This window comes from Allopusillimonas soli (assembly GCF_004153445.1).
In the GTDB taxonomy this organism is placed as follows: Bacteria; Pseudomonadota; Gammaproteobacteria; order Burkholderiales; family Burkholderiaceae_B; genus Allopusillimonas; species Allopusillimonas soli.
In genome coordinates this window covers 123,579-147,251 of sequence record NZ_SDQC01000004.1, presented here as the reverse complement: position 1 = coordinate 147,251, position 23,673 = coordinate 123,579, and the positions used below count along the sequence as shown (strand labels likewise).

General features: G+C 62.8%; 18 protein-coding genes. 13 read left to right on the top strand and 5 right to left on the bottom strand.

Features of this window, described 5'->3' with window-relative positions; genetic code table 11:
- The first annotated feature begins 48 nt into the window (after positions 1-48).
- Both ERD78_RS13525 and ERD78_RS13520 read left to right on the top strand, forming a co-directional pair.
- Positions 49-1,656, top strand: coding sequence for a carboxyl transferase domain-containing protein (locus ERD78_RS13525; protein WP_129969851.1), 1,608 nt, complete (start codon positions 49-51; stop codon positions 1,654-1,656).
- A 16-nt stretch (positions 1,657-1,672) separates the two neighbouring features.
- On the top strand, positions 1,673-3,694 hold the full coding sequence (locus ERD78_RS13520) for an acetyl/propionyl/methylcrotonyl-CoA carboxylase subunit alpha (RefSeq protein ID WP_129969850.1): 2,022 nt from the start codon (positions 1,673-1,675) through the stop codon (positions 3,692-3,694).
- 13 nt (positions 3,695-3,707) lie between these two features.
- Here the strand turns inward: ERD78_RS13520 and ERD78_RS13515 are convergent, their stop codons facing one another.
- Positions 3,708-4,871, bottom strand: a complete 1,164-nt coding sequence (locus ERD78_RS13515; protein WP_245152473.1) for a DSD1 family PLP-dependent enzyme — start codon at positions 4,869-4,871, stop codon at positions 3,708-3,710.
- Between the two features lie 182 nt (positions 4,872-5,053).
- Between ERD78_RS13515 and ERD78_RS13510 the strand changes: the two genes are divergently transcribed.
- From ERD78_RS13510 to ERD78_RS13490, 5 genes are all read left to right on the top strand, one after another.
- On the top strand, positions 5,054-5,515 hold the full coding sequence (locus tag ERD78_RS13510; RefSeq protein ID WP_129969849.1) for a Smg family protein: 462 nt from the start codon (positions 5,054-5,056) through the stop codon (positions 5,513-5,515).
- Between the two features lie 18 nt (positions 5,516-5,533).
- Positions 5,534-6,409 (top strand): tRNA glutamyl-Q(34) synthetase GluQRS, encoded by an 876-nt coding sequence (gluQRS, locus tag ERD78_RS13505; RefSeq protein ID WP_129969848.1) that lies wholly within the window; start codon positions 5,534-5,536, stop codon positions 6,407-6,409.
- 85 nt (positions 6,410-6,494) lie between these two features.
- Complete coding sequence (locus ERD78_RS13500) at positions 6,495-7,232, top strand: FadR/GntR family transcriptional regulator (protein ID WP_129969847.1); 738 nt, start codon at positions 6,495-6,497, stop codon at positions 7,230-7,232.
- A 108-nt stretch (positions 7,233-7,340) separates the two neighbouring features.
- Positions 7,341-8,246 (top strand): 5-dehydro-4-deoxyglucarate dehydratase, encoded by a 906-nt coding sequence (gene kdgD / locus ERD78_RS13495; RefSeq protein ID WP_129969846.1) that lies wholly within the window; start codon positions 7,341-7,343, stop codon positions 8,244-8,246.
- A gap of 213 nt (positions 8,247-8,459) precedes the next feature.
- Positions 8,460-9,449: a 2-hydroxyacid dehydrogenase gene (locus tag ERD78_RS13490; protein ID WP_129969845.1), complete on the top strand. Its 990-nt coding sequence runs from the start codon at positions 8,460-8,462 to the stop codon at positions 9,447-9,449.
- 20 nt (positions 9,450-9,469) lie between these two features.
- Here ERD78_RS13490 and ERD78_RS13485 read toward each other — a convergent pair whose 3' ends face one another.
- Entirely contained in the window at positions 9,470-12,130 is a 2,661-nt protein-coding gene (locus ERD78_RS13485) for a GDYXXLXY domain-containing protein (RefSeq protein WP_129969844.1), read from the bottom strand.
- A 65-nt stretch (positions 12,131-12,195) separates the two neighbouring features.
- Here ERD78_RS13485 and ERD78_RS13480 point away from each other — a divergent pair, with 65 nt between their 5' ends.
- Complete coding sequence (locus ERD78_RS13480; protein WP_129969843.1) at positions 12,196-14,883, top strand: DNA topoisomerase III; 2,688 nt, start codon at positions 12,196-12,198, stop codon at positions 14,881-14,883.
- Positions 14,884-14,936: 53 nt separating this feature from the next.
- Here the strand turns inward: ERD78_RS13480 and ERD78_RS13475 are convergent, their stop codons facing one another.
- Genes ERD78_RS13475 through ERD78_RS13465 form a run of 3 tightly spaced genes read right to left on the bottom strand, consistent with a single transcriptional unit; the run spans position 14,937 to position 18,656 of the window.
- Entirely contained in the window at positions 14,937-15,734 is a 798-nt protein-coding gene (locus ERD78_RS13475; protein WP_129969842.1) for an SDR family NAD(P)-dependent oxidoreductase, read from the bottom strand.
- 3 nt (positions 15,735-15,737) lie between these two features.
- Positions 15,738-17,627 carry a TRAP transporter large permease gene (locus ERD78_RS13470; RefSeq protein ID WP_129969841.1) on the bottom strand — a complete coding sequence of 630 codons (1,890 nt, stop codon included), beginning with the start codon at positions 17,625-17,627 and terminating at the stop codon, positions 15,738-15,740.
- A gap of 9 nt (positions 17,628-17,636) precedes the next feature.
- Entirely contained in the window at positions 17,637-18,656 is a 1,020-nt protein-coding gene (locus tag ERD78_RS13465) for a TRAP transporter substrate-binding protein (RefSeq protein WP_129969840.1), read from the bottom strand.
- A 200-nt stretch (positions 18,657-18,856) separates the two neighbouring features.
- On the opposite strand from ERD78_RS13465, the gene ERD78_RS13460 reads away from it, so the two are divergent.
- The 5 genes from ERD78_RS13460 to ERD78_RS13440 all read left to right on the top strand — a co-directional run bounded on the left by ERD78_RS13460 (position 18,857) and on the right by ERD78_RS13440 (position 23,616).
- On the top strand, positions 18,857-19,717 hold the full coding sequence (locus ERD78_RS13460; protein ID WP_245152472.1) for an IclR family transcriptional regulator: 861 nt from the start codon (positions 18,857-18,859) through the stop codon (positions 19,715-19,717).
- A gap of 43 nt (positions 19,718-19,760) precedes the next feature.
- On the top strand, positions 19,761-20,930 hold the full coding sequence (locus ERD78_RS13455; RefSeq protein WP_129969839.1) for an acetyl-CoA acetyltransferase: 1,170 nt from the start codon (positions 19,761-19,763) through the stop codon (positions 20,928-20,930).
- Positions 20,927-22,555, top strand: a complete 1,629-nt coding sequence (locus tag ERD78_RS13450) for an acyl-CoA synthetase (protein ID WP_129969838.1) — start codon at positions 20,927-20,929, stop codon at positions 22,553-22,555. The genes ERD78_RS13455 and ERD78_RS13450 overlap by 4 nt, the downstream gene beginning before the upstream one ends.
- A gap of 126 nt (positions 22,556-22,681) precedes the next feature.
- Positions 22,682-23,215: a PPC domain-containing DNA-binding protein gene (locus ERD78_RS13445; protein WP_129969837.1), complete on the top strand. Its 534-nt coding sequence runs from the start codon at positions 22,682-22,684 to the stop codon at positions 23,213-23,215.
- A gap of 2 nt (positions 23,216-23,217) precedes the next feature.
- Entirely contained in the window at positions 23,218-23,616 is a 399-nt protein-coding gene (locus tag ERD78_RS13440; RefSeq protein WP_129969836.1) for a PPC domain-containing DNA-binding protein, read from the top strand.
- Positions 23,617-23,673 lie beyond the last annotated feature (57 nt).

Genomic DNA, 23,673 nt, shown 5'->3' with positions numbered 1-23,673 from the left:
GCCCGTGCGGCGCGGTGCCCCGTCCGTTTTCATTTTCCAGGAGCGGCAATGCCGGTTATCGAATCCCGTATCAATCCGCGTTCGCAGTCCTATCTCGACAATGCGCGCGCCATGCAGGCCCAGGCGGATGACCTGCGCGAAAACCTGCGCCGAACCGCGCTTGGCGGCAGTGAAGCAGCCCGAGCCAAGCACGTGGCCCGTGGCAAGCTGCTGCCGCGCGAACGCGTTGAACGCCTACTCGACCCAGGCACCGCATTTCTGGAACTGTCCCCGTTGGCCGCGCATGATGTCTATGACAATGCCGCGCCCGGCGCGGGGCTGATCACCGGTATCGGTCGCGTCGAAGGCGTGGAATGCATGATTGTGTGCAACGATGCCACGGTAAAGGGCGGCACGTATTACCCGCTGACCGTCAAGAAGCATCTTCGCGCACAGGAGATTGCACGCGAGAACCGGTTGCCGTGCATTTATCTGGTTGACTCGGGCGGGGCCAATCTGCCCAATCAGGACGAAGTCTTTCCCGACCGCGAACACTTCGGACGCATTTTCTACAACCAGGCCACCATGTCGGCCATGGGCATAGCGCAGATCGCCGTCGTCATGGGCTCGTGCACAGCGGGAGGCGCCTATGTGCCCGCCATGAGCGACGTATCCATCATTGTCCGCAACCAGGGAACAATCTTCCTGGGTGGCCCGCCACTGGTCAAGGCGGCCACCGGCGAAGTCGTCAGCGCCGAGGACCTGGGCGGCGGTGATGTCCACACAAGGCTGTCGGGCGTGGCCGACCACCTGGCGAACAACGACCTGCATGCGCTGCTGCTTGCGCGCCAGGCCGTCGCGCAGCTCAATCTACGCAAGCAAATAGGCCTGCGTCTCGCACCGGTGACTGCGCCGCGTTACGATCCCGCCGAACTGAACGGCGTTATTCCGGCCGACACACGCAAGCCCTATGATGTGCGCGAAGTCATCGCCCGCATCGTGGACGGATCGGTGTTCGATGAGTTCAAGTCGCGCTTCGGCACCACGCTGGTAACGGGCTTCGCGCACATACACGGTATGCCGGTCGGCGTCGTCGCGAACAACGGCATCCTGTTTTCCGAAGCGGCCCAGAAGGGCACGCATTTCATCGAGCTGTGCTGTCAGCGCAAGATACCCTTGATTTTTCTTCAGAACATCACCGGCTTCATGGTGGGCCGCAAATACGAGAACGAGGGCATTGCGCGCCATGGCGCCAAGATGGTCACGGCCGTGTCCACAGCCGCGGTGCCCAAGTTCACAGTCATCATCGGCGGCTCGTTCGGGGCCGGCAACTACGGCATGTGCGGCCGCGCCTTCGGGCCGCGCATGCTTTTCCTGTGGCCCAATGCCCGCATTTCGGTCATGGGCGGCGAGCAGGCGGCCAGCGTGCTGGCCACGGTCAAGCGCGACGGAATAGAAAGCCGCGGCGGCCAATGGAGCGCGCAGGAGGAGGAGGCCTTCAAGGCGCCCATACGCGAACAGTACGAGCGCGAGGGGCACCCCTACTATGCCACGGCGCGGCTCTGGGACGATGGCATCATCATGCCCGACGACACGCGGCGCGTGCTGGCCCTGGGCCTTTCAGCCGCCCTGAACGCACCCATCGAAGACACGCGCTTTGGCGTGTTCCGCATGTAACCCGCGGGGAACCAACATGTTCACAACATTATTGATTGCCAACCGCGGCGAGATCGCCTGCCGCATTGCCGCGACCGCCCGGCGCATGGGCATCCGCACGGTCGCCGTATATTCTGACGCCGACGCCGATGCGCGGCATGTCGCGGCATGCGACAGCGCCGTGCATATCGGCGGCCCCGAGCCGCGCAGCAGCTATCTGCGCGCTGACGCCATTCTGGAAGCCGCGCGCCAGACCGGCGCCCAGGCCATCCATCCGGGCTACGGTTTTCTCTCGGAGAACGAGGACTTTGCCCGGGCCTGCGCCCAGGCCGGCATTGTCTTTGTGGGCCCACCCGCCGACGCCATAGCCGCCATGGGCAGCAAGTCCGCCGCCAAGCGCATCATGGAGAAGGCCGATGTGCCCCTGGTGCCCGGCTATCACGGCGACAACCAGGAGGCCGGCTTTCTCAAGAAGCAAGCCGACGCCATAGGCTATCCGGTGCTGATCAAGGCCAGCGCGGGAGGTGGCGGCAAGGGCATGCGCATCGTTGAATCGGCCGATGGTTTCAACGATGCGCTGGCATCCTGCAAGCGCGAAGCCGCCAGCAGCTTTGGCGACGACAAGGTGCTGATCGAACGCTATCTGACGCGTCCACGCCATATCGAGATCCAGGTATTCGCCGATGGCAAAGGTCAATGCGTCTACCTGTTTGAACGCGATTGCTCGGTACAGCGCCGGCATCAGAAAGTCATCGAGGAAGCGCCGGCTCCCGGCATGACCGTGGAACGCCGGCGATCCATGGGCGAGGCGGCCGTGGCCGCCGCGCGCGCTGTGGACTATGTGGGTGCGGGCACCGTGGAGTTCATTGCGGAGCCCGACGGCCGTTTTTACTTCATGGAAATGAATACACGCCTACAGGTGGAGCATCCGGTAACGGAAATGATTACCGGCCAGGACCTCGTAGAATGGCAGTTGCGCGTTGCGGCGGGTGAGCCGCTTCCCGCCGCACAGGACGCGCTGCGTATCGACGGCCACGCAATGGAAGCCCGCATTTATGCGGAGAACCCGGACAATGGCTTCCTGCCCTCGATAGGCACACTGGCTGCGCTCGATTTTCCTCCCCATGTACAGTTTGTCAACGGCGATGTGCGGGTGGACGGCGGGGTGCGCGCCGGAGATACCATCACGCCCTATTACGACCCCATGATTGCCAAGCTTATTGTGCATGGCAGCGACCGGGACCAAGCCTGCGCGCGCTTGGCCCAGGCCCTGGGCCAGCTACGCACCGCAGGCGTGCAGACCAATGTCGCCTTTCTGCGCCGTCTGGTGCTGGATCAGGCCTTTGCGCAAGCAGATCTGGACACCGGCCTCATCGAGCGCAGGCACGACGCCTTGTTTCCGCCAAGGCGCAATGCGAGCGCCGGCGAGCTCACGCTGGCGCTCGCTGCCCTGATGGCGCGCCTCGGACGGCCGGATTCAGATCCTGCTGGCCTCGCCGCCCCCGCCGACCCCTGGGACGTCGTGGATGGCTGGCGGGTGACCAAGTCGTGGGCGTGCACGTTCACGCTGCTGGATGGTGATGCCGCTCATGCGCTGACGCTGCACCGCGAGAACGGAAGCTGGACTCTGTCCACGGGCGCGGACCAGCCATTGCCGCTGGCGTGGCGCGCCCAGCCCGACGGCCCGGGCCGATACCTTGTGCGGGCGAGGCTGGACGGCATGGATGCCCGGGCGCCGGTGCTGGTCCGAGAAGATAGTGTGCATGTCTTCACGCCGGATGGCGCGCGCGTGCTCCGCCTGCATGACGCCGTCGCCCATGCCAGCGACGAGGGTGACGATCATGGCGGCAGTCTTGCCGCTCCCATGCCCGGCAAGATCATTGCGATCCAGGTGAAGGCGGGCGACACCGTGAAGGCGGGCGATGCATTGCTGGTGATGGAAGCCATGAAAATGGAGCACACCATCTGCGCGCCCAGCGACGGCACGGTCGAAGAGATCTTTTTTGCCGTAGGCGACCAGGTAGTCGATGGCGCCGAACTGGTCGCGCTGACGCCCTGACGACAGGCCAGCGCTAGCGGCTCAGGCCGCGCGCGCTGATGGGCCAGATTGCATGCACCCGTCCGGCCTGCACGACGACCAGTTCATCATGCAGATTGAACGTTGGATCGCAATGGCCGGGCACCAGACGCAGCTTGTCGCCCAATTCGATGCGGGCGCCCGGCTCGACGGCGAGAATGCTGTGCTCGTCATTGACGGCCACGCAGTGCACGCCCTCAATACCGTGCGGAATCGGCATGCCGCTTTCAGCCGTGGTGGATTTCAGGCCCATGTCCAGGATGGCGCGTTCGGGCACGGCGCGGCTCATGACCGTGGCCAGCATGAACAGGCTGTGGCGGAAGGCAAGATCGTCGCCCCAGTCCAGGCTGCCGTAATCGGCGTCCATGAATGCATAGCTTCCCGCCTGGACTTCAGTGAAAACGCCGCTGGCAATATCGAAGGCCGCCGAACCCGTCCCGCCGCCGCTCACAACAGGGCAGGAGATGCCGGCAGCCGCCAGCGCATCAATGTATTGCCGTGTCAGCTTCCAGGCTTTTTCGCAGGCGCCGCGACGCTGAGCCATGCCGCGCTTGTGCTGGGCGCCGCCATGATAGGCCTGCAGGCCAGCAAACGTAAGCCCCGGCAGCGATTGCACCAGGCTGGCCAAACCCACAGCAGCCTGCGGCGTAGTCACGCCGCAGCGCTTCTGCCCGACATCGATTTCGACCAGCACTCGCAGGCTCGCATTGTGCCGCTGCAGGGCGGCCGACAGCGCACGCGCCGCTTCGGGGTGATCGACGCACACAGACACCTGCGCCGAGCGCGCGAGGGTAGCGAGCAAAGCAAGCTTGTCCTCCCCGATCACTTCGTTGCTGATATGGATATCCCGCAAGCCCGCCTGGAGAAAAGGAAAAGCCTCGGACACCTTCTGGCAGCAGATACCCTGGGCGCCCAGCGCCACTTGACGCAGCGACACTTCGGGGCACCGGTGCGCCTTGGCGTGGGGGCGCAGGGCAACGCCATGGCGCTCGGCCAGCGCCTGCATTGTGCGCAGATTGTCCTCGAAGGCATCCAAATCCAGCATCAGGCTGGGCGTATCGACCTGGTCCCAGCGCTCGCCGATGCGCGCCCGGGGAGGCAAGCCCATGTCGGGCATGGCGGCATCGGTCGCCTGCGCCACTTTCATTGTCTCCTGCATGCATTCCCTCTTGTGGATTAAACTGTGCAATACCGTTGCCGGCCACTGCCGTGAAACGTGTATTCATAGCAACAATACCAAGTTGCCGCGCGTGGGAAATCAGCGTACAGTTTCCCGTAACTACCCGGTTTTCCTTCTTGTCAGCAGGCTTTTTTCAAAACGGCAACCGGAACTGCTTATTTATGTTCGATATCCTGGTTTATCTGTTCGAGACTTACTATACACCGCAGGCATGTCCGGAGGCCGACGTACTGGCCCACAAGCTTGCAGCGGTCGGCTTCGAGCATGAAGACATCAATGAAGCGCTAGGCTGGCTGCACGGTCTCGCGGAAACAACCGAACAGTGCGGGCAGCTGGCCCAACTGCCACAGGGCGACAGCCGGCGCGTGTTCACCGACCAGGAATACCAGGCGCTGGGTACCCAGGCCATCGGCTTCATCACCTTTCTGGAAAACTCTGGTGTCCTGCCGGCCGTATTGCGTGAAATTGTCATTGAGCGCGCCCAGGCTACCGGCGAATCGCCCATCTCGCTGGCCAAGATCAAAATCATTGCGCTCATGGTGCTATGGAGCCAGGAGGTAGAGGTCGACCATCTCGTTTTCGAGGAATTGCTGGCTGACGACCGCACCCGCCTGTCCCACTAGGCGAGCAAGCTGGCCGCCATGGCAGCCGTAGCACTGAATCCCGTCGGCACGCGCTATCGCGGCCGCTTTGCCCCAAGCCCCAGCGGTCCGCTGCACAATGGCTCCCTGCTGGCCGCCATGGCCAGCTACCTTGATGCGCGCGCCCATGGCGGCGAATGGCTGCTGCGTATAGAAGACATCGACGAGCCCCGTTCCATTCCCGGTGTTGACCGCATCATTCTGCAGCAATTGCGCACCCTGGGTATGCACTGGGATGCAGAGCCCACCTGGCAGTCCGAGCGCCTGCCGCTGTACCAGGCGGCATTCGATCGGCTGCGCGCGCAGGGACTGGCCTATGGCTGCGCCTGCACGCGCCAGGAGCTGCCGTCGGAGGGGCGCTATCCGGGTACCTGCAGCCGCGGCCTGCCTCCCGGGCGCAGGGCCAGGGCATGGCGGTTTCGCGTGCCCGCAGGCACAGAGCGGTTCACCGACCGCTGGCACGGTGCGCAACAGCAGGATGTGCAAGAGGAAACCGGGGATTTCATTATCCGTCGGGCAGACGGCTATTGGGCCTATCAGCTCGCCGTGGTCGTGGACGACGGTCACCAAGGCATTACCGACGTCGTGCGTGGCGCCGACCTTCTGACCTCCACGGCGCGGCAGCGCATTCTGCAGCGGCAGCTGGGCTACCCCTGTCCCCGGGTTATGCACATACCGTTGATGTACGACGAGCATGGGCGCAAGCTGTCCAAGCAGAATCATGCCGCCGCCATGGATCTTGCCCGCCCCGTCGATACGCTGAACAAGGCCTGGCAGGCGCTGGGCTTCGACGCCTTGCGCGTCGCGGATATTCCCGCCTTCTGGATGGCAGCGCTTCCCCGCTGGGCCGACCGGTTTCATCTCCGGCGGCCATGAAAGCCCGCTTGCGACGCTCCGATGTCTGAATGGTCCGTCGCAAGTGATATGATGTGTTGGTGCGCCGGGATCCCCAGGAGATTGCATGAGTACCGCCACCAAACCCTTGCCAAGAAAAAAAACATTGTCGTCCCAGGTTGCCGACGCGCTGCGCGCCCGCATAGACGCCGGCATGTACGCCCCTGGTGACAAGCTGCCGGCCGAGCCGGCGCTCGTGGAAAAGTTCGGCTTCAGCCGCACCGTGATACGCGAGGCCATCGCCACGCTGCGCGCCGACGGGCTGGTGGAATCCCGCCAGGGGGCGGGCGTGTTTGTACTCGCGCCCCGGCCATCTCCCGAGACCCTCACGCTGTTCACGCATGCAACCGACAAGATCTCCGACATCATCGAGGAGTTGGAATTGCGCATCGGCATTGAGGTCGAGGCGGCGGGCCTGGCGGCGGCGCGCAGCTCTCCGGCCCAGGAGGCGGAGATCCAGACGGAACTCGATCACTTCGCCGAACTGGCCGCCGCGGGCAAGCCCACCGATGACGCGGACTTCCGTTTCCATATGGCCATTGCGGCGGCTACCAACAATGGCCGGTTCAGGACTTTTCTCGAGCATATCGGACGGCGGATGATCCCGCGCGTGAAGTTCCGCACTGTCATGGGTGGCGTGGATCCGCTGCCTAATCGGGATCACATCATCCTGGCCGAGCACACCCAGATCGCCGAAGCCATTTTTGCCAGTGATCCGGATCGCGCTCGCGACGCCATGCGGGCCCACCTGCTCACCGGCATGCAGCGCTACAGGGCGATCACAACGCGAAACCCGCCGAGCTAGCCCGTCCCGCGCCATTCCGCGGCCCCGCGCAATGAGGGTTGATTGACAGCTTCTCAAAGTAATAATATGATTTTTTGACGAATCATATTATTACTTTGAGAGGTTGGGATGTCTCCGCAGGAAATCAAGGCGCGTATTTCGTCCGGACTGCTTTCTTTTCCGGTCACGCATTTCAAGGACGATTACAGTCTGAACCTGGAGAGCTACAGCGCGCACGTCGGGTGGCTGTCCGGCTTCGAGGCGGCGGCCTTGTTCGCGGCGGGCGGCACAGGCGAATTCTTCTCGCTGCTGCCTGAAGAGATCGCCGCCCTGACGCGCGCCGCCAAGGCCGTTGCCGGGCAGGTTCCCATCATTGCCGGCTGCGGATATGGCACCGCGCTCGCCACCGACATCGCGCGGCGCGCGGAGGCGGCGGGCGCCGACGGCCTGCTGCTGCTGCCCCACTATCTGATGGATGTGCCGCAGGAAGGCATCTACCAGCATGTGAAGCGCGTGTGCGATGCCACGGGCCTGGGTGTGATCCTGTACAACCGGGCCAATTCCGTGGCAAGCGTCGACACGGTCGCCCGGCTGGCGCAGGCCTGTCCGAATCTGATCGGATTCAAGGATGGCACTGGCAAGACCGACCTGGTAAGACAGGTGACCGCCACGCTCGGCGACCGGCTCTGCTATATCGGCGGCATGCCCACGCACGAGCTTTTTGCGCAAGGCTTCCATGGCATAGGGCTCACGACCTACTCGTCGGCCGTGTTCAATTTCGTGCCCGAACTGGCGCTGCGCTTCTATCGGGCATTGCATGAGGGCGACAACGCCGTCATGGACAGTATCCTGCAAGACTTCTTTTTCCCGTTTGCCCGGATACGAGACCGTGAAAAGGGCTATCCGGTATCCATCATCAAGGCCGGCGTTGAACTGATAGGCAGAACGCCCGGACCTGTGCGGCCACCATTGACCGACCTGACCGCGGCCGAAAAGGACAGCCTGGCGGCACTGATTGCACAGGCCGGCGCCTGAACACCGAACAAGTACACGAAGCATGACGTGAACTTTCTCGAGGCGCGCCGCACGGAAGACCTTTTCCTCAGGGCGCAGCATGCGTACACTCGCAAGTTGCAGTCAGCGGCGCCACGGCCCAAGTGGCTGGGCGCCGAGCGCGCCTGACTCCACGGCCACTTCCGGCAAACCTTCCCGCCATGCGCCACGACGCCGCGCCCACTGCAGGAAATCATGATCAACATCGTATTTCACGGTCAGAACGCGTCCAATTATCTGGACACATTCCGGGAGGCTCTTCAGCACCCGGCCACCATCACCCGGCTACCCGACACGCTGGAGAATCCCGCCGACATCGCGGCCTTCGCCAACGCCGAGGTCATTGTCGGCAATCACTTCAACAAGCACCTGCCTCGGCCAGCCCGTCTCGGCCTGTTTCAATCCTGCGCCACAGGCATCGACCGCATCGACCTGGCCGCCTTGCCGCGCTCGGTTGCCGTCTGCAATTGCTACGGACACGGCGAAGCGATGGCCGAGTTCGTGATGGCAGCCATGCTGAGCAAGCGCGTGCCGCTGGCTGATGCGGACGCAAAGTTGCGCCAGGGGGTGTGGCGCTACCGGTCTGGAGACCTGGATGCGCTGCACGGGGAAGTCTGCCAGACCACGCTCGGACTGCTGGGTTATGGGCACATAGCCCAGGCCATCGCGGAGCGCGCCAAGCCATTCAGCATGCGAGTGCTGGCCGCCAATCGCAGCGAGGTCGCCGTCTCGGCCTGCGTTGATGCCTGGCATGGCCTGGATGATCTGGACGATTTTTACCGCAAGTGCGATTTCATCGTGGTTTCCCTGCCGCTCACAGATCGCACCCAAGGCATGGTGGACGCCCGCGCGTTCTCGCTGATGCGCCCGCAGGCCGTGATCATCAACGTGGGGCGCGGCCCCGTCATCGAGGAACAGGCACTTTATGATGCCCTGTTGCGAAAAGCCATAGGCGGCGCGGTCATCGACACCTGGTACCGGTATCCGGCCCACGCAAGCGACACGGGCCGGCCCGCCAGCTTGCCCTTCGAAAAACTGGACAACGTCCTGATGACACCGCATATGTCGGCATGGACCGATGGCACCATACGCCGGCGCGGCCAAGCCATGGCCGCGAATGTGGATGCCTACTGCGAGGGCCGGCCCCTGGCCCACGAGGTGCGTCCGTCCGCCAGCCAGGGCTGACGGCGGGACCGCACGGCGGCTCAAGGACCGGACTGCGGGCCCAGGGGCTTTTGCTGCGCATCCAGCAGGCCCACAATCAGACTGTCGCCGTTGTCATCCACACGGAATACACCGTAGCGCGCCTGTGCGTAGCGCGCAGCCTGGCCCTCCGGGAAAAACCAGGCACTGGACGACAGCCGCACCCTGCCGTCACGCAATGTGAAGCACAGCGCCACATCGCCGCCATTACTGTCGGGCGGCTCGGGCGCCACCGCCACAAGCATGCTCACGCCATCTGCGCCAGGGCGCAGCAGCAGATAGCCTCCCCGCTGCTTGCGCACCGGATCGTCATCGGGCAGTGCGGCAATCCGGGCGCTGGCCTCGTTGGCCACCTCGAAGCCCAGCGCCATGTAGTCACCCTGCATGAGCGACCGTGGGTCCACGGGCGCCAAGGCCAGAACGATACGCTGCCCTTCCATCTGGATGCGCTCGCGCTGGTAGATCATGGTGTTGGCCACGGCCAGGACGACAAGCAGGCCGGCCAGCAGGCCTGCGGGCACGCCAAGGCTGCGATTCGCCGTGCCCGCCCCGTGGCCGGGGGCCCTAGGCCCGACCAGCCGGCGCAGCACAGCCCAGGACAGCAGGAGCCAGCCGCCCGTCATCGCCAGGATCGCCGATTTCTGAAGCAACGAGGCATCAAGCAGATAATAAAAACGATACAGATAGGCCAGTAGCGCCGCGACCCCGAATGCCACGAGCAGACGGCGGCCAAGGAAGTATCCGAACAGAATCCATAGCACGGACAAAGATATGCCCGGCGCGCCAAGCCAACCCAGACTGGCCACGGCAAGCGCCAGGGGCGCACCCACCCGCAGACGCCGCGGCAGGCTGCCCCCACCGCCCGGGCCCTCCGTCAGAAAGGCCCACAAGGCCAATGGCGGCAACAGCGCGCAAGCCAGCCACATTACCCAGAAAGCCCACGGCGCCTCCCGCAGGCCCGCGATCTGCGGAATCGGCGCCATCCAGGCAGCGTACTGGGCAAGCAGCAGCAATGCCCAGGCAAGCGGACTCCAGAAAGCGCGTCCAGCCTTTGTGCGCGTACCCGCCAAAGCCAGCGCGGTCGCGGCGGCCAGCCACCAGACATAAAGATAGATTCGGGATGACAGCCCCCCGCCAAAACCGCTAAAGGCACCCTCGATGAAATCCCAGCGCGAGAGGCCGGGCCATGTCACGATGACGCAGGTGCCCAACAGCACCAATGCCGCCACAAACCGCACCGTCTTGAGCGGTACGGAAAGATAGATGGCGGCACCGAACGCCAGCAATGCGGCGACGGCGGCAAGCACTTCCAGTTCCATCTCGAACAGGCCAAAAGGGAAAAGCACAATGCCGGCCATAAGAAAAATAGTGCCAAAATCAGAGACGATGCCGATTTTTGTCGCACGATGCAGCCCCGTACCTATGGCGGCCAGCACCACGCCAAGCACCCATACCGTTGCTTCGTCGATATCCAGCGTCACGGCAAGAAATGCCAGCAGCAGCAGAGCAACCAGGCCAACCGCCACGAGACGGAACAGGGAAACGAACCACGGCTCCGCCGCTGCCTCGGGTTCGGACTCGATTGCAAGCTCAGCCGCGGGCCCGGACTTGGCATCCATCGGCGCTGGCTGAGCTGGTGCGTTCGCCGCCGCGTCGGAGGGAGTCGCACCTGCCCTCGGGCCAGTGGCCGAGGGGATGGGGATGGCCGAAGCCTCGGCCGTACCCGCTTCGCCAACCGCCGATTGCTGCCGCGCTGCGCGCACCAGCGTGGAGAGATGGCGAACGCCCAGCAGGGCAAGCACGGCCAGCACCAGCACGATGCCGAGCAGGCCGCTGGTGCTGTCCAGTGCCAGCACCAGCGGTGCGGCCACCAACAGAAAAGCACCGGCCAATGTCAGGGCCACGGCGACCAGATCCGGCCGCAGCCGTGTATAAGCGAAGTAGCACAGCCCCATGAGCAACAAGCCCGGCAGCGCCATGGCCGCCACACTCCCGCCATCAAAGCCCACGGAAAGCACGGCCGCAAACGCCCAACCTGCTGCCGCCGCCAGCAGAATGCGTGGGCCTATCCGCCAGCGGTCGCCCAGCGGGCGGACGGAGCGCTCCCAGGCCAGCAGCAGCAACGCATCAAGCATCGCCATGACGTATGCATTGCCGCCGCCGGCCAAAAGGCTGAATAGCATGCCGAGGCCGTCCACCACCAAATATAAATAGAGAGCGAGGCTGATGTTGAGCAGCAGGGCCAGCAAAAGCGCCATGAACACTGTTTTCATGACCAGTATCCATGGCAGCAGGAGCGCAGCCCAAAGCAGGAACAATTGCCAGTTGTCGGCGCCCGTCTGATATATTTGCCCCACGAGCGCCAACAGGGCGCCCGTAGCCACGGCTGCCAGTCCTGCCAGATTGGCGGCCAGGGAAAAATTGTGGTCTTGTGGTGTCTTGCGGCGCCATGCTGCCCAGGCGGCGGCCATAATGACGATGGCCAGCAGGATCTGGGCTCCCGCCAGCTTCTGCAGGGCGGACGCGCGCTCCCAATTGGCTGCAACCCAACATGCTCCGGCGGAGGACAGGAGCAGGCAGGCCAGGGATAGAGCGGATTTGCGCAGAAATATCGGCCATTCCCGCTGCTTTTGAGAATTGCCTCCAAGGCCTCCGACTTGCATAGTGCGATTCTCCCCCCGTATTATTCCTGCGCTATCCGCTGCTGGAATGCAGTTACTGGAATTACATGACTAAAACGCTGATTATTGCCGAGAAACCGTCTGTCGCGCTGGATATTTCCCGCGCGTTGGGCGGTTTTACCCGCCAGGGCGATTACTTCGAAAGCGAAGAATTCGTACTTGCTTCCAGCATCGGGCACCTCCTGACGCTGGTTGCCCCCAACGATCCGGTGCGCGGAAAATGGACTTTCACCCATTTGCCGGTCATCCCGCCCCAGTTCGAGCTCGGGCCGGCGGACAAGCGCTCGGCCGAACGGCTGAAACTGCTGGTCAAGCTGCTCAAGCGCAAGGACGTGGGCGCCGTCATCAATGCCTGCGACGCGGGACGCGAGGGCGAGCTGATTTTCCGCTATATCGTGCAATATGCCGGCATTAAAAAACCCATCAAACGCCTGTGGCTGCGGTCCATGACGCAGGCGGCCATTCGCGAGGCCTTTGCCAATCTGCGCGACGACGAAGTGATGAAGCCGCTGGAAGCCGCCGCCCGCTCGCGGGCCGAGGCCGACTGGCTGGTGGGCATCAACGGCACGCGCGCTTTTACAGCCTTCAACAGCAAGGACGGCGGCTTCTTCAAGACACCTGTGGGCCGGGTCCAGACCCCCACGCTGGCCATTGTGAACGAGCGCGAGGAGCGCATCCGCCAGTTCGTGCCGCGCGATTACTGGGAAGTGCATGCCACGTTCGTAGCCGCCGCTGGCCTTTACGAAGGGCGCTGGTTCGATCCCCAGTTTGCCCGCGACGAACGCGATTCCGAGAAGCGCGAGTCCCGCCTCTGGTCCGAAGCGGCGGCGCAAACCATCGTGGCGGCCTGCCGCGAACGGCCAGGCATCGTTACCGAGGAATCCAAGCCTACGACGCAGTCCTCCCCCGCACTGTTCGACCTGACCTCGCTGCAGCGCGAAGCCAACTCCCGCTTCGGCTTTTCGGCCAAGACCACGCTGGCGCTGGCCCAGACCCTGTATGAACGCCACAAGGCGCTCACCTATCCTCGTACCGACTCCCGCTACCTGCCCGAAGACTATCTCGGCACCGTGCAGCAGACCATGGAAGCCCTGGCCGCGGGAGGCTCCAGCGCGGCGGCCAGCGTGCAGCCGCATGCCAAGACTGTCTGCGCGCAGAAATGGGTGCGCCCCAACCGGCGCATCTTCGACAACAAGAAGATCTCGGATCACTTCGCCATCATTCCCACGCTGCAGATCCCGCGCGAATTGAGCGATGCCGAAGGCAAGATCTACGAGCTGGTGACGCGACGATTCCTGGCCGTGTTCTTCCCGGCAGCCGAGTTTCGCGTCACGACGCGCATCACCGAGGTGTCTGGTCACCATTTCAAAACGGAAGGCAAGGTGCTGGTGTCGCCGGGCTGGATGGCCATCTACGGCCGCGAAGCCCAGCAGGAAGACGGGAGCCTTGTGCCGGTGTCTGATGGAGAAGCCGTGCGCACCGAAGATATCGAGGCGCGCGGCCTGGTCACAAAGCCGCCGGCCCGCTTCACCGAAGCCACGCTGCTATCGGCCATGGAAGGCGCCGGCAAGCTGGTGGACGACGAGGCGCTACGCGAGGCTATGTCCGAGCGCGGGCTAGGCACCCCCGCCACCCGCGCCGCCATCATCGAAGGCCTGCTTAACGAAGGCTACCTGCGGCGCGAAGGGCGTGAGCTGGTGCCCAGCGCCAAAGCACGCCAGCTCATGACCTTGCTTTCAGGCCTGGATGTCAGCGAACTGACTTCGCCCGAGCTGACCGGAGAGTGGGAACATCGGCTGAAGCAGATCGAGCAGCGACAGCTGGACCGTGATGCCTTCATGCGCGAAATCGCCCAGATGACCCAGGTGATCGTCAAGCGTGCAAAGGAATACGAGCGCGACACCGTGCCCGGCGATTACGCCACCCTGCGCACGCCCTGCCCGAAATGCGGCGGCGTGGTGAAGGAGAACTACCGCCGCTATGCCTGCACACAATGCGATTTCTCCATCGGCAAGCATCCGGGCGGACGCACCTTCGAGATCCAGGAGGTGGAAGAGCTGCTGTCACGGCGTGAACTCGGACCATTGCCTGGATTTATCAGCAAGATGGGGCGGCCTTTCGCGGCTCTGCTTCGCATCACCGACGATTACAAGCTGGAGTTCGACTTTGGCCAGAAGGACGACGAGGACACCGAACCCGTCGACTTTTCGGGCCAAACGCCGGTGGGCACCTGCCCCAAATGCGGGCACAAGGTGTTCGAGTACGGCATGAACTACGTGTGCGAGAAATCAGTGGGGCCGGACAAGACATGCGACTTCCGCACCGGCAAGATGATCCTGCAGCAGGAAATTTCCGCTGAGCAGGTGTCCAAGCTGCTTTCCGAAGGCCGAACGGACCTGCTGGAAGGGTTTGTATCCAGCCGCACGAACCGAAAGTTCAAAGCCTATCTCGTCAAGCAGGAGAACGGCAAGATTGGCTTCGAGTTCGAGCCCAGGCCGGCCAAGGCGGGCAAGACGGCAGCCAAGAAGACCACATCGAAGGCGACATCGAAAACGGCCTCCAAGGCCGCCGGCAAAACCGCAACGAAAGCCGCCGGCAAGACGGCGGCGAAGAAGTCGGCCAGCAAGGCGGCTGCAAAGAAAACCTCTGGAAGCAAAACGGCCCGGAAAACAGCGGTGAAAAAAGCTGCCAAAACCGCTTCCATGCCGCCGGAAGACGACGAGCCCGCATTCTGAGCCCCGCGACCGCAGCCTCGCCGCAACGCGAGCGAGGCTCTGGGCGCCGCGGATCAGGCAGTGCTCATGTGAACACCGCCATCCACCGGCAAACAGACGCCCGTGATGTACTGCGCATCGTCCGAGGCCAAGAAGGCGGCGGCATGGGCTATGTCCCACGCAGTGCCCATGCGTCCCATGGGACAACGGGCATTGCGCGCAGCCACCATCTCTTCCTTGCTGGCATATTGCCCCGAAATATCCTTGTAGATAAGCGGCGTATCGATGTACCCGGGCATGATGGCATTGACGCGGATGCCGCTGGCGGCATATTCCAGCGCCAGGCCAACCGTCAGCTGGTTCAGGCCGCCCTTGGCGGCATAGTAGACGGGGTAGGGATAGCCCGTGTAGCGGATGGCAGCCAGGCTCGATATGTTCGTGACGACGCCGCGCCGCTGCTGCTGCATCACCGGCAACACATGCTTGCAGGCCAGGAATGCGCTTTTCAGGTTCACATCCATGGCCTGGTCCCATTGCGTCTCGCTGAGCTCCGTGACACTGCCCATGCGCGCCATGCCTACGTTGTTATGCAGGATATCCAGCCGGCCATGGCGTTCGACCAGATCCGCCACCAGGTCTCGAATGTGGTCGGAGCACGTGACATCAGCCTGACATGACTCGGCCCGCCCGCCCTCGGCAAGAATGATGTCGCGGGTTTCCGCCGCGGCGCCGTCATTCAAGTCAACCGCGACAACAAAGGCGCCCTGCCGCGCATAACACACGGCGGCGGCCTTACCGTTGCCCCATCCCTCGCCCACCGAGCCCGCGCCCAGAACCAGGGCGACGCGATCGGTGAGTTTTCCCTTTTCCATGGCTTACTTGGTGTCAAGAAAACCCGTGGACAGCCATGGAATGGCGGCCACCAGCAGCAGCCCGACAAAAATGGAGCACAGGTAGCCGATGATGGGTTTTATGCCCTTGTCGGGCGCCACACGCCCGATGGCGCAGGCGGCGTAATAACCGACGCCGAACGGCGGCGCAAACAGGCCTATGCCCATGGCCAGTATGGACACCATGGCGTAATGCACATCATTGATGCCCAACTCTTCGGCAATGGGGAACAGCAGCGGACCCAGCAGCACGATGGCCGGGATGCCCTCCAGTACGCTGCCCAGCACGATAAAGGTAACGATGGACACGCAGAAGAAGGTAAATGCGCCGCCCGGCAGCGTTGCCATGTAGTCGGCCAGATCGCCGGAGAACCCCGACTGCGTCAGCGCCCAGGCCATGCCCGTGGCCGTGCCGATAATCAGCAGTATGGCGCCTGAAAGTATGGCGGTATCGATCAGAATGGGATATAGCTTGCGCACATCGAAGCAGCGGTAGACGAAAATACCGATGATGCAGGAGTACACAATGCCGATGGTGGACACTTCGGTTGCCGTGGCTACGCCTTCGACCACAGCGGCGCGTATCACGAAGGGCAGCGTCAGGGCGGGAAAGGCGATGACAAAGCTTTTGAATATCTGACTGCCCCGCTGCTTCTCGACATGGCCGAGATCCACCTTGCGATTGCGGTACCACACCACGATGCAGAGCATGATGCCCAGTACGGCGCTGGGTACCAGGCCGCCTATGAACAACGAGGTAATGGAAACGCTGGTCACGGAGCCGATGGTGATGAGGACAAGACTGGGTGGCACCGTCTCGGTCTGGGCGCCGGTGGCGGAGAGCAGGGCGATCAGCTCGCCTTCGTCCGTGCCGCGCCGCTTCATCTCGGGAAACAGCACAGGTGCAATGGCGGCCATGTCGGCCGCCTTGGCACCCGATATGCCTGACACCAGATACATGGCGCCCACCAGCACATAGGACAGGCCGCCCCGCACGTGCCCAAGCAGGCTGGCCAGAAATGACACCATCTTGTGCGCCATGCTGGTCATGTCAATCAACAGCCCGAGGAACACGAACAGCGGCACCGCCAGCAGGATGAGATGGGACATGCCCTCGTTCATGCGCCCTACCAACACAGTGACCGGCACATACGTGGCCAACGAAAGATAGGCGAATGTGGCGATGCCGAAGGAGAAGGCAATCGGGACGCCGGCAAACACGCCCAGCGCCACCAGCCCCACGAAAAAGATAAGCAGGTTGTAATTGCCCAGATCCTCGAACCACGGCGACATGGCGTATAGCGCCAGGCCGATGGCGACAATCAGCAGCAGCGTCTTGGCCACCAGACGCCAGTTCGACACTTCGATCAGCCGCAGGAAGGCAAACACCGTCATGAAGCACAGGCCTGTGGGCAGCGCGGCGGTGCGCCAGGCCAGGCTGATTCCCATGGCGGGGGTGCTGATGACTTTCTGCTGTATGGTGGCGTCGAAGCTCGGCACAAGGATGAGCAGCACGAAGACCAGCGATACGGAAATCGCAAAGACCTGCAGAAAAGCCTGCGCGCCCGGACTGGCGCGGTTGACGAAGGCCGTCATGCGCATATGTTCGCCACGCCGGAACGCCACCGCGGCGCCCAGCATGGCCAGCCACAGAAACAGCAGCGAAGCCAGTTCATCGGACCACACCAACGGCGTATTCAGGACGTAGCGGGCGAAAATGCCGGAGAACAGAATGGCCACCTCGGCAATCACCAGGATGGCCACAGGCACTTCAATCAGATGCCCGAGAAAGGAATCCAGGCGCCTTATCCATGCGTGCCGCATGCCGGCCGCCCCCGCGGCGCCCGGCGTTTGTACGCTTGCGTGGGATGCCATGCCCCCTCCTCAGGTGAGGGAGCCGACAGCGCCTTCGAGTATGCCCCAGCCCTCATCACCGAACTTCTTCTTCCATTCCGCATAGAAGCCTGCGTCCTTGAGGACGGTGCGGATGGGTTTCGTGTCGGGGCTATTGAACTTCATGCCTTCGCTGGTCAGCTTTTTCTGCAGCTCGTCGTTCAGCGCATGCACATCGTCGCGTTCGTGCATGCCTGCCGCATTGATGTGCTTGGTGACCACCGCCTGGATTTCCTTGGGCAGACGGTCCCACGCAGCCTTGTTGCCCAGGAACCAGAAGCCATCCCACATATGATTGGTGAGGGAGCAGTATTGCTGCACTTCGTACAGCTTGGCCGTTTGGATGATCGCGAGCGGATTTTCCTGTGCATCCACGACCTTGGTTTGGAGCGCGGAATACACCTCGTTGAAGTTGATACTGGTGGGCGCCGACTTAAGCGCCTCGAACATTGAGGTCCAGAGCGGGCTGACGGGCACGCGGATTTTCAAATCCTTGAAATCGTCGGGCGATTCGATGGGCTTGGTGCTGGTCGTGACTTCGCGAAAACCGTTGTCCCAGATCTTTTCCATGACGACCAGATCATGCTTTTCGATTTCGCGGCGGATATAGGCGCCCAGGTCGCCATCCATGGCCTTCCAGACCGTGTCGTAGTCGGGAAAGGCGAAGCCTATGCCGCTGATGGCGGCGGGCGGGACGAGGGTCGAGAGTATCAGTCCAGACAAGGTAAAGAACTCCACCGCGCCCGAACGCAGTTGATTGAGGGTCTCGGTATCTGAACCCAATTGGCTGCTCGGGAACACCTGCAGCTTGAATGCGCCGCCGGTCTCTTCTTCGATGTTCTTGGCCATTTCCTCCGCACGCTTGTTCATGGGATGTGACGGCGGCAGGTTGTTGGCGTATTTGTAGCGAAACTTCTTGGCAGCAAATGCCGACTGCATGGGGGCGCCGATAAGGGCCGCGCCCGCGACGCCAGCCGTCGAGAGCATGAATGAGCGACGGGAAAGCTTCATGTTTGTCTCCTTGACCCTGTCCGGGCCTATTTATTGATTGCGGTTGGACATGCTGCCACTGTGCGGTGCGGGGCCTGGAAGCGCAGGCCGCCGTAGGATAGCGGTTTTGATTGTATATGCAAATTCTATCTTGTGGAACAAGAAAAATTAAGGGTAAGCACGAATCCGTTGACAATACGCGGTGGATACGTAGAATCCACATGAGGAAGACAAAATCCAGCTATAAAAAGGTCCACAACATGGAACAAAGCGGCGCGGCCTCGCCAGTGGGCCGCATCTCGGGCACCCAGGCCATACACCGTGCATTCAAGGTTCTGCGATGCATAGCCGGCGGCCGTCGTGAGGGTCGCTCTCTATCCGCCATCTGCGCACAAACAGGCCTGACCAAATCTACCGTGCATCGCCTTATCGCCGCTCTCATCAACGAAGGCCTGGCCCAGCAGGATACACAGACGCGCCGCTATTTCCTTGGCGCGGAATGCTATGCGCTCGGCCTGGTGGCCTCGGATCGCTATGGTCTGCACAACATGGTCGCCGAGCCCGTGCGGCGCCTTGCCGCCGAAACCGGCGACGCCGCGTTTTTTTCTATTCGGCAAGGGTGGCATGCGCTGTGTCTCATGCGCGAGGAAGGCAGCTATCCGCTCAAGTCCCATGTTCTGCAGGCTGGCGACCGTCATCCCCTGGGGGTGGGCGGGGGCAGCCAGGCAATGCTGGCCGCACTGGACGACGACGAAGCGCAGGCCTGCCTGGACCAGAACATGGATGACATCACCCGAAACTACCCCCACTACAGCCGCGCAATCTTCCACGACCTGATTCGCGCCGGACGCGAAAAAGGATATAGCGTCAATCCGGGCATGGTACTCAAGGGCTCGTGGGGAATAGGCGTCGCCGCCCGCGGTCCCGATGGGCGTGTCATCGGCGCCTTCAGCGTGGCCACGGTGGAAAGCCGCATGTCGGCCGAACGAGAGCAAGCGCTTTTCCACCTGCTGCGCAAGGAAACCGACGAACTGGAGAAAACGTTGCGGCGAGGCGGATTACCCCAGGACTTCGCCGCCTGAATGCCAACCCGCAACCACCCTTTACAGCAAACAGGACGAGACAATGAACAAGGCAATGATCGTGGGATGGTCCCACATTCCCTTCGGCAAACTCATGGAGCCAGACACCGAAACGCTCATGGCGCAGGTGTCCGGCGCCGCACTTGCGCACGCGGGCATCACAGGCAAGGATGTCGACGGCATCTATGTGGGCGTCATGAACAATGGCTTTCAGAAACAGGATTTTCAAGGCGCACTGGTCGCACTGGCCGATCCCGACTTGGCCCATGTACCGGCCACGCGGCTTGAGAATGCATGCGCCACGGGGTCCGCTGCGCTCTACACAGCCATGGACTTCATTGAATCGGGGCGCGGCCGCATTGCCCTGGTGGTCGGCGCCGAGAAAATGACGACGCGGCCGAATGCGGAGATCGGCGATATTCTCCTCAACGCCAGCTACCGAAAGGAGGAGGCGGACATCAAGGGCGGCTTCGCAGGGGTATTCGGCCAGATTGCCAGCGCGTATTTCTCTCGTTATGGCGATCGCAGCCATGAGCTGGCCGTCATTGCCGCCAAGAATCATCGCAACGGCGTCGCCAACCCCTATGCGCAGTTGCGCAAGGACCTGGGCGTGGCATTCTGCGACGAAGTCTCAGAGAAAAACCCCTATGTAGCCGAACCACTGCGCCGCACAGACTGCTCCCTGGTGTCGGACGGCGCGGCAGCCATCGTTCTGGCAGACGAGGAAACGGCCGCCAACATGCGCCGCGCCATCGCGTTCAAGGCGCGCCAGCACGTCAATGACATTCTGCCGCTCAGCCGACGCGATCCCATCGCATTCGAAGGCGCAGCACGCGCCTGGCGCCAGGCACTGTCCCAGGCAGGCATCACGCTGGATGATCTCAGCCTGGTGGAAACACACGACTGCTTCACCATCGCGGAGCTTATCGAATACGAAGCCATGGGACTGGCCGAGCCCGGCCAGGGCCATAGAGTGGTACGCGAAGGAATCACGCAGAAAGATGGCCGCCTGCCAGTGAATCCCTCCGGAGGGCTGAAGGCCAAGGGCCATCCCGTGGGCGCCACTGGCGTATCCATGCACGTCATGGCCTGCATGCAGCTTACGGATACGGCTGGCGACATGCAGATCCCAGGCGCAACGATGGCCGGCGTCTTCAACATGGGTGGCGCTGCCGTCGCAAATTATGTCAGCGTGCTGGAGCGCATGAAATGACGCACGCCGCAGCGGCCACACATCTCATCACGCCCGTCTCGCGGCGGGTGATGAATCTGGCCACTTTTGTCAGCCAGGCTGCCGCTCGCCTGCCTGACCGCCCCGCACTTATCGTCGACGATACAGTTACCACCTGGGCGCAACTGGACCATCGCATCCAGGCCCTGGCCCTGGTGCTTCAGGACGCGGGGCTGGGCAAGGGTGATCGCATTCTGACCCATGCCTCGAACTGCAGGGAGCAGATCGAGATCATGCTGGCCTGCTTTCGCATTGGCGCCGTGTGGGTGCCCACCAATTTCCGGATCACGCCGGAAGAGGCCGAGTATCTTGCGCAAAGCGCCGGTGTCTGCGCCTTCACCTGCCATGTGGATTTTCCCGACCACGCCCGCCTGGCCACGACGCTGCCCGGCCTGAAACTGGTGGCCAGCCTGGGCGGCCCGGGCACGCCGCAAGCGCCCGGTATCGATGTCCTGATCGATGCGCGCATCGCCCGCGGCGGCGTATCGCACTCGGCACAGCGCGTCGACTATGACGATCCCTGCTGGTTTTTCTTTACCTCGGGCACGACCGGAAAGCCCAAGGCCGCTGTCCTCACGCACGGGCAAATGGCCTTCGTCATCAACAACCACCTGTGCGACCTCATGCCCGGCACGACCTGGCGCGATGCCAGCCTGGTCGTGGCGCCGCTTTCGCACGGCGCAGGCATTCACTACCTGACGCAGGTGGCGCGCGGCGCGGCCACGATATTCTCCACCCAGCCACGATTCAGCCCCGAGGCAGCCTGGGAAGCGATCGCCCGCCACCGCATCAGCAATTTCTTCACCGTACCCACCATATTGAAGCTGATGGTGGAGCATGAGAGCGTGGATCGACACGACCACAGCTCGCTGCGATACATCATCTACGCCGGTGCCCCCATGTACCGGGCCGACCAGCAGACGGCCCTGCGCAAACTGGGGCCCGTTCTGGTCCAGTACTTCGGCCTGGGCGAAGTCACGGGCAACATCACCGTGCTGCCGCCCGACGAGCATCATGAGGACGACGGCGCCATGCCGCACCTGGGTACCTGCGGCCACGCGCGCACCGGCATTGAGATATCCATCCAGGACGCCGACGGCAAGCCGCTCCCGCCAGGCGAACAAGGGGAAATCTGCGTATGCGGCCCCGCCGTGTTCGCCGGCTACTACAACAACCCTGAAGCGAACCGCAAGGCCTTTCGCAACGGGTGGTTCCGGACGGGCGATCTGGGCAGGCTGGACGCGCAAGGCTACCTGACCATTACCGGGCGCGAGTCCGATATGTATATCTCGGGGGGATCCAATATCTATCCGCGCGAGATCGAGGAAAAAATCCTTACCTGCGGACTGATCAAGGAAGTCTGCGTGCTGGGGGTGCCGGATCCGAAATGGGGAGAAATCGGGGTGATGGTCGGTGTGCTCAGGGATGACGCCGAATGGAACCCGGACGCATTCCAGGCATGGCTGGACGGAAATGTGGCACGCTACAAGCATCCGCGCCAGATTTTCATCTGGCCGGAACTGCCCAAGTCCGGCTACGGAAAGATCACCAAGAAAATCATCTACCAGGAACTACTGAAAAGGGGATCGCTGACCACACAAGCGTAAAGGGCATACCCGCGCCCAAGTTTCCAATGACACGGGCGGAAAACCGCGCAAGGCCATACACGGTGTCGCGCGTGCCTTCCGCACCAGCCATCGCCACCCCGATGGCCGATCACGGAGTCAATGTCGATGACATCATCATCCGCAGTGCCGCTGCTCAAGCATCCAGGCCCCGTCGCCCCGAACCGGCGCGACGTGCTGGCGGGCCGGAACCAAAAAACCTGGCGCATTGTGCTGCCGCGCCATGCCTCGTTGTACGAGGGTGTGACCGTTGCCATGCAAACGATGCAACTGCGCGCCGCGTCCCTGAATATCGAGCGCGCCACATTCAGCCATCTGCGCTATTTCCTTATCACCCACACCCAAGGAGCCGAGCAAGTTGCCAACTATACGACACCCGTGGATGTCGACGAGCCCACCCTGCTGGTGGGCGCCGGCGCCACTGTGGGAACCAACGGCCAGGGAGCGCTTGCCATCCACTGCCACGGCCTGGCAGTCACGCAGTCCGGTCGGCTGACCGGCGGCCATCTCCTCACCGAGGCCTGCATATTGGCCGAGGACGGCGTCGCTTATATCAGTGCGTTGGGGCACATGGATCTGGTCATAGGTGTGGACCCGGAAATCAGGACGCCCGTATTCCAACCCAGTTACTGCGAGGCATAAAGATGAATACTATGGAACAAGGCCACACCAGCCGCATATTCTATATTCGCATCCACCCCAACGAGGATCTGGTGCAAAGTCTGGAAAAAACAGCCATCGAGCACCGCCTGAAGCGGGCCATCGTGCGCAGCAGCGTGGGCAGCCTCGCACATTGTTGTCTGGAGTTCGGCGAAAGCGGCACCATGGAGATAGAGGGACCGGCCATCGAGATCATGAACATGAACGGCGAAATCAGTTGTGACGACCAAGGCAACCCCGCTGCGCACCTGACCGGTATCGTCATGGACATGGAAGGCCGCTTTCACGCGGGCCGCTTCGCCAGTGGGCGCAATCCCGCTTGCATGACGGTCGAGGCGGTCATCGAGGAATGGGTGGTCGATAGCGAAGTCGCCTTGCCGTAACCCGCATGCGCACGGCGGAGCAGGGCGGCAAGGCCGCCAGGATCGGAGGAGAACGGA

Bases quoted from the DNA above. Each gene is read 5' to 3' on its own strand.
- ERD78_RS13525 (WP_129969851.1), top strand. From the start codon at position 49: ATGCCGGTTATCGAATCCCGTATCAATCCGCGTTCGCAGTCCTATCTC.
- ERD78_RS13520 (WP_129969850.1), top strand. From the start codon at position 1,673: ATGTTCACAACATTATTGATTGCCAACCGCGGCGAGATCGCCTGCCGC.
- ERD78_RS13515 (WP_245152473.1), bottom strand. From the start codon at position 4,871: ATGCAGGAGACAATGAAAGTGGCGCAGGCGACCGATGCCGCCATGCCC.
- ERD78_RS13510 (WP_129969849.1), top strand. From the start codon at position 5,054: ATGTTCGATATCCTGGTTTATCTGTTCGAGACTTACTATACACCGCAG.
- gluQRS (WP_129969848.1), top strand. From the start codon at position 5,534: ATGGCAGCCGTAGCACTGAATCCCGTCGGCACGCGCTATCGCGGCCGC.
- ERD78_RS13500 (WP_129969847.1), top strand. From the start codon at position 6,495: ATGAGTACCGCCACCAAACCCTTGCCAAGAAAAAAAACATTGTCGTCC.
- kdgD (WP_129969846.1), top strand. From the start codon at position 7,341: ATGTCTCCGCAGGAAATCAAGGCGCGTATTTCGTCCGGACTGCTTTCT.
- ERD78_RS13490 (WP_129969845.1), top strand. From the start codon at position 8,460: ATGATCAACATCGTATTTCACGGTCAGAACGCGTCCAATTATCTGGAC.
- ERD78_RS13485 (WP_129969844.1), bottom strand. From the start codon at position 12,130: ATGCAAGTCGGAGGCCTTGGAGGCAATTCTCAAAAGCAGCGGGAATGG.
- ERD78_RS13480 (WP_129969843.1), top strand. From the start codon at position 12,196: ATGACTAAAACGCTGATTATTGCCGAGAAACCGTCTGTCGCGCTGGAT.
- ERD78_RS13475 (WP_129969842.1), bottom strand. From the start codon at position 15,734: ATGGAAAAGGGAAAACTCACCGATCGCGTCGCCCTGGTTCTGGGCGCG.
- ERD78_RS13470 (WP_129969841.1), bottom strand. From the start codon at position 17,627: ATGGCATCCCACGCAAGCGTACAAACGCCGGGCGCCGCGGGGGCGGCC.
- ERD78_RS13465 (WP_129969840.1), bottom strand. From the start codon at position 18,656: ATGAAGCTTTCCCGTCGCTCATTCATGCTCTCGACGGCTGGCGTCGCG.
- ERD78_RS13460 (WP_245152472.1), top strand. From the start codon at position 18,857: ATGAGGAAGACAAAATCCAGCTATAAAAAGGTCCACAACATGGAACAA.
- ERD78_RS13455 (WP_129969839.1), top strand. From the start codon at position 19,761: ATGAACAAGGCAATGATCGTGGGATGGTCCCACATTCCCTTCGGCAAA.
- ERD78_RS13450 (WP_129969838.1), top strand. From the start codon at position 20,927: ATGACGCACGCCGCAGCGGCCACACATCTCATCACGCCCGTCTCGCGG.
- ERD78_RS13445 (WP_129969837.1), top strand. From the start codon at position 22,682: ATGACATCATCATCCGCAGTGCCGCTGCTCAAGCATCCAGGCCCCGTC.
- ERD78_RS13440 (WP_129969836.1), top strand. From the start codon at position 23,218: ATGAATACTATGGAACAAGGCCACACCAGCCGCATATTCTATATTCGC.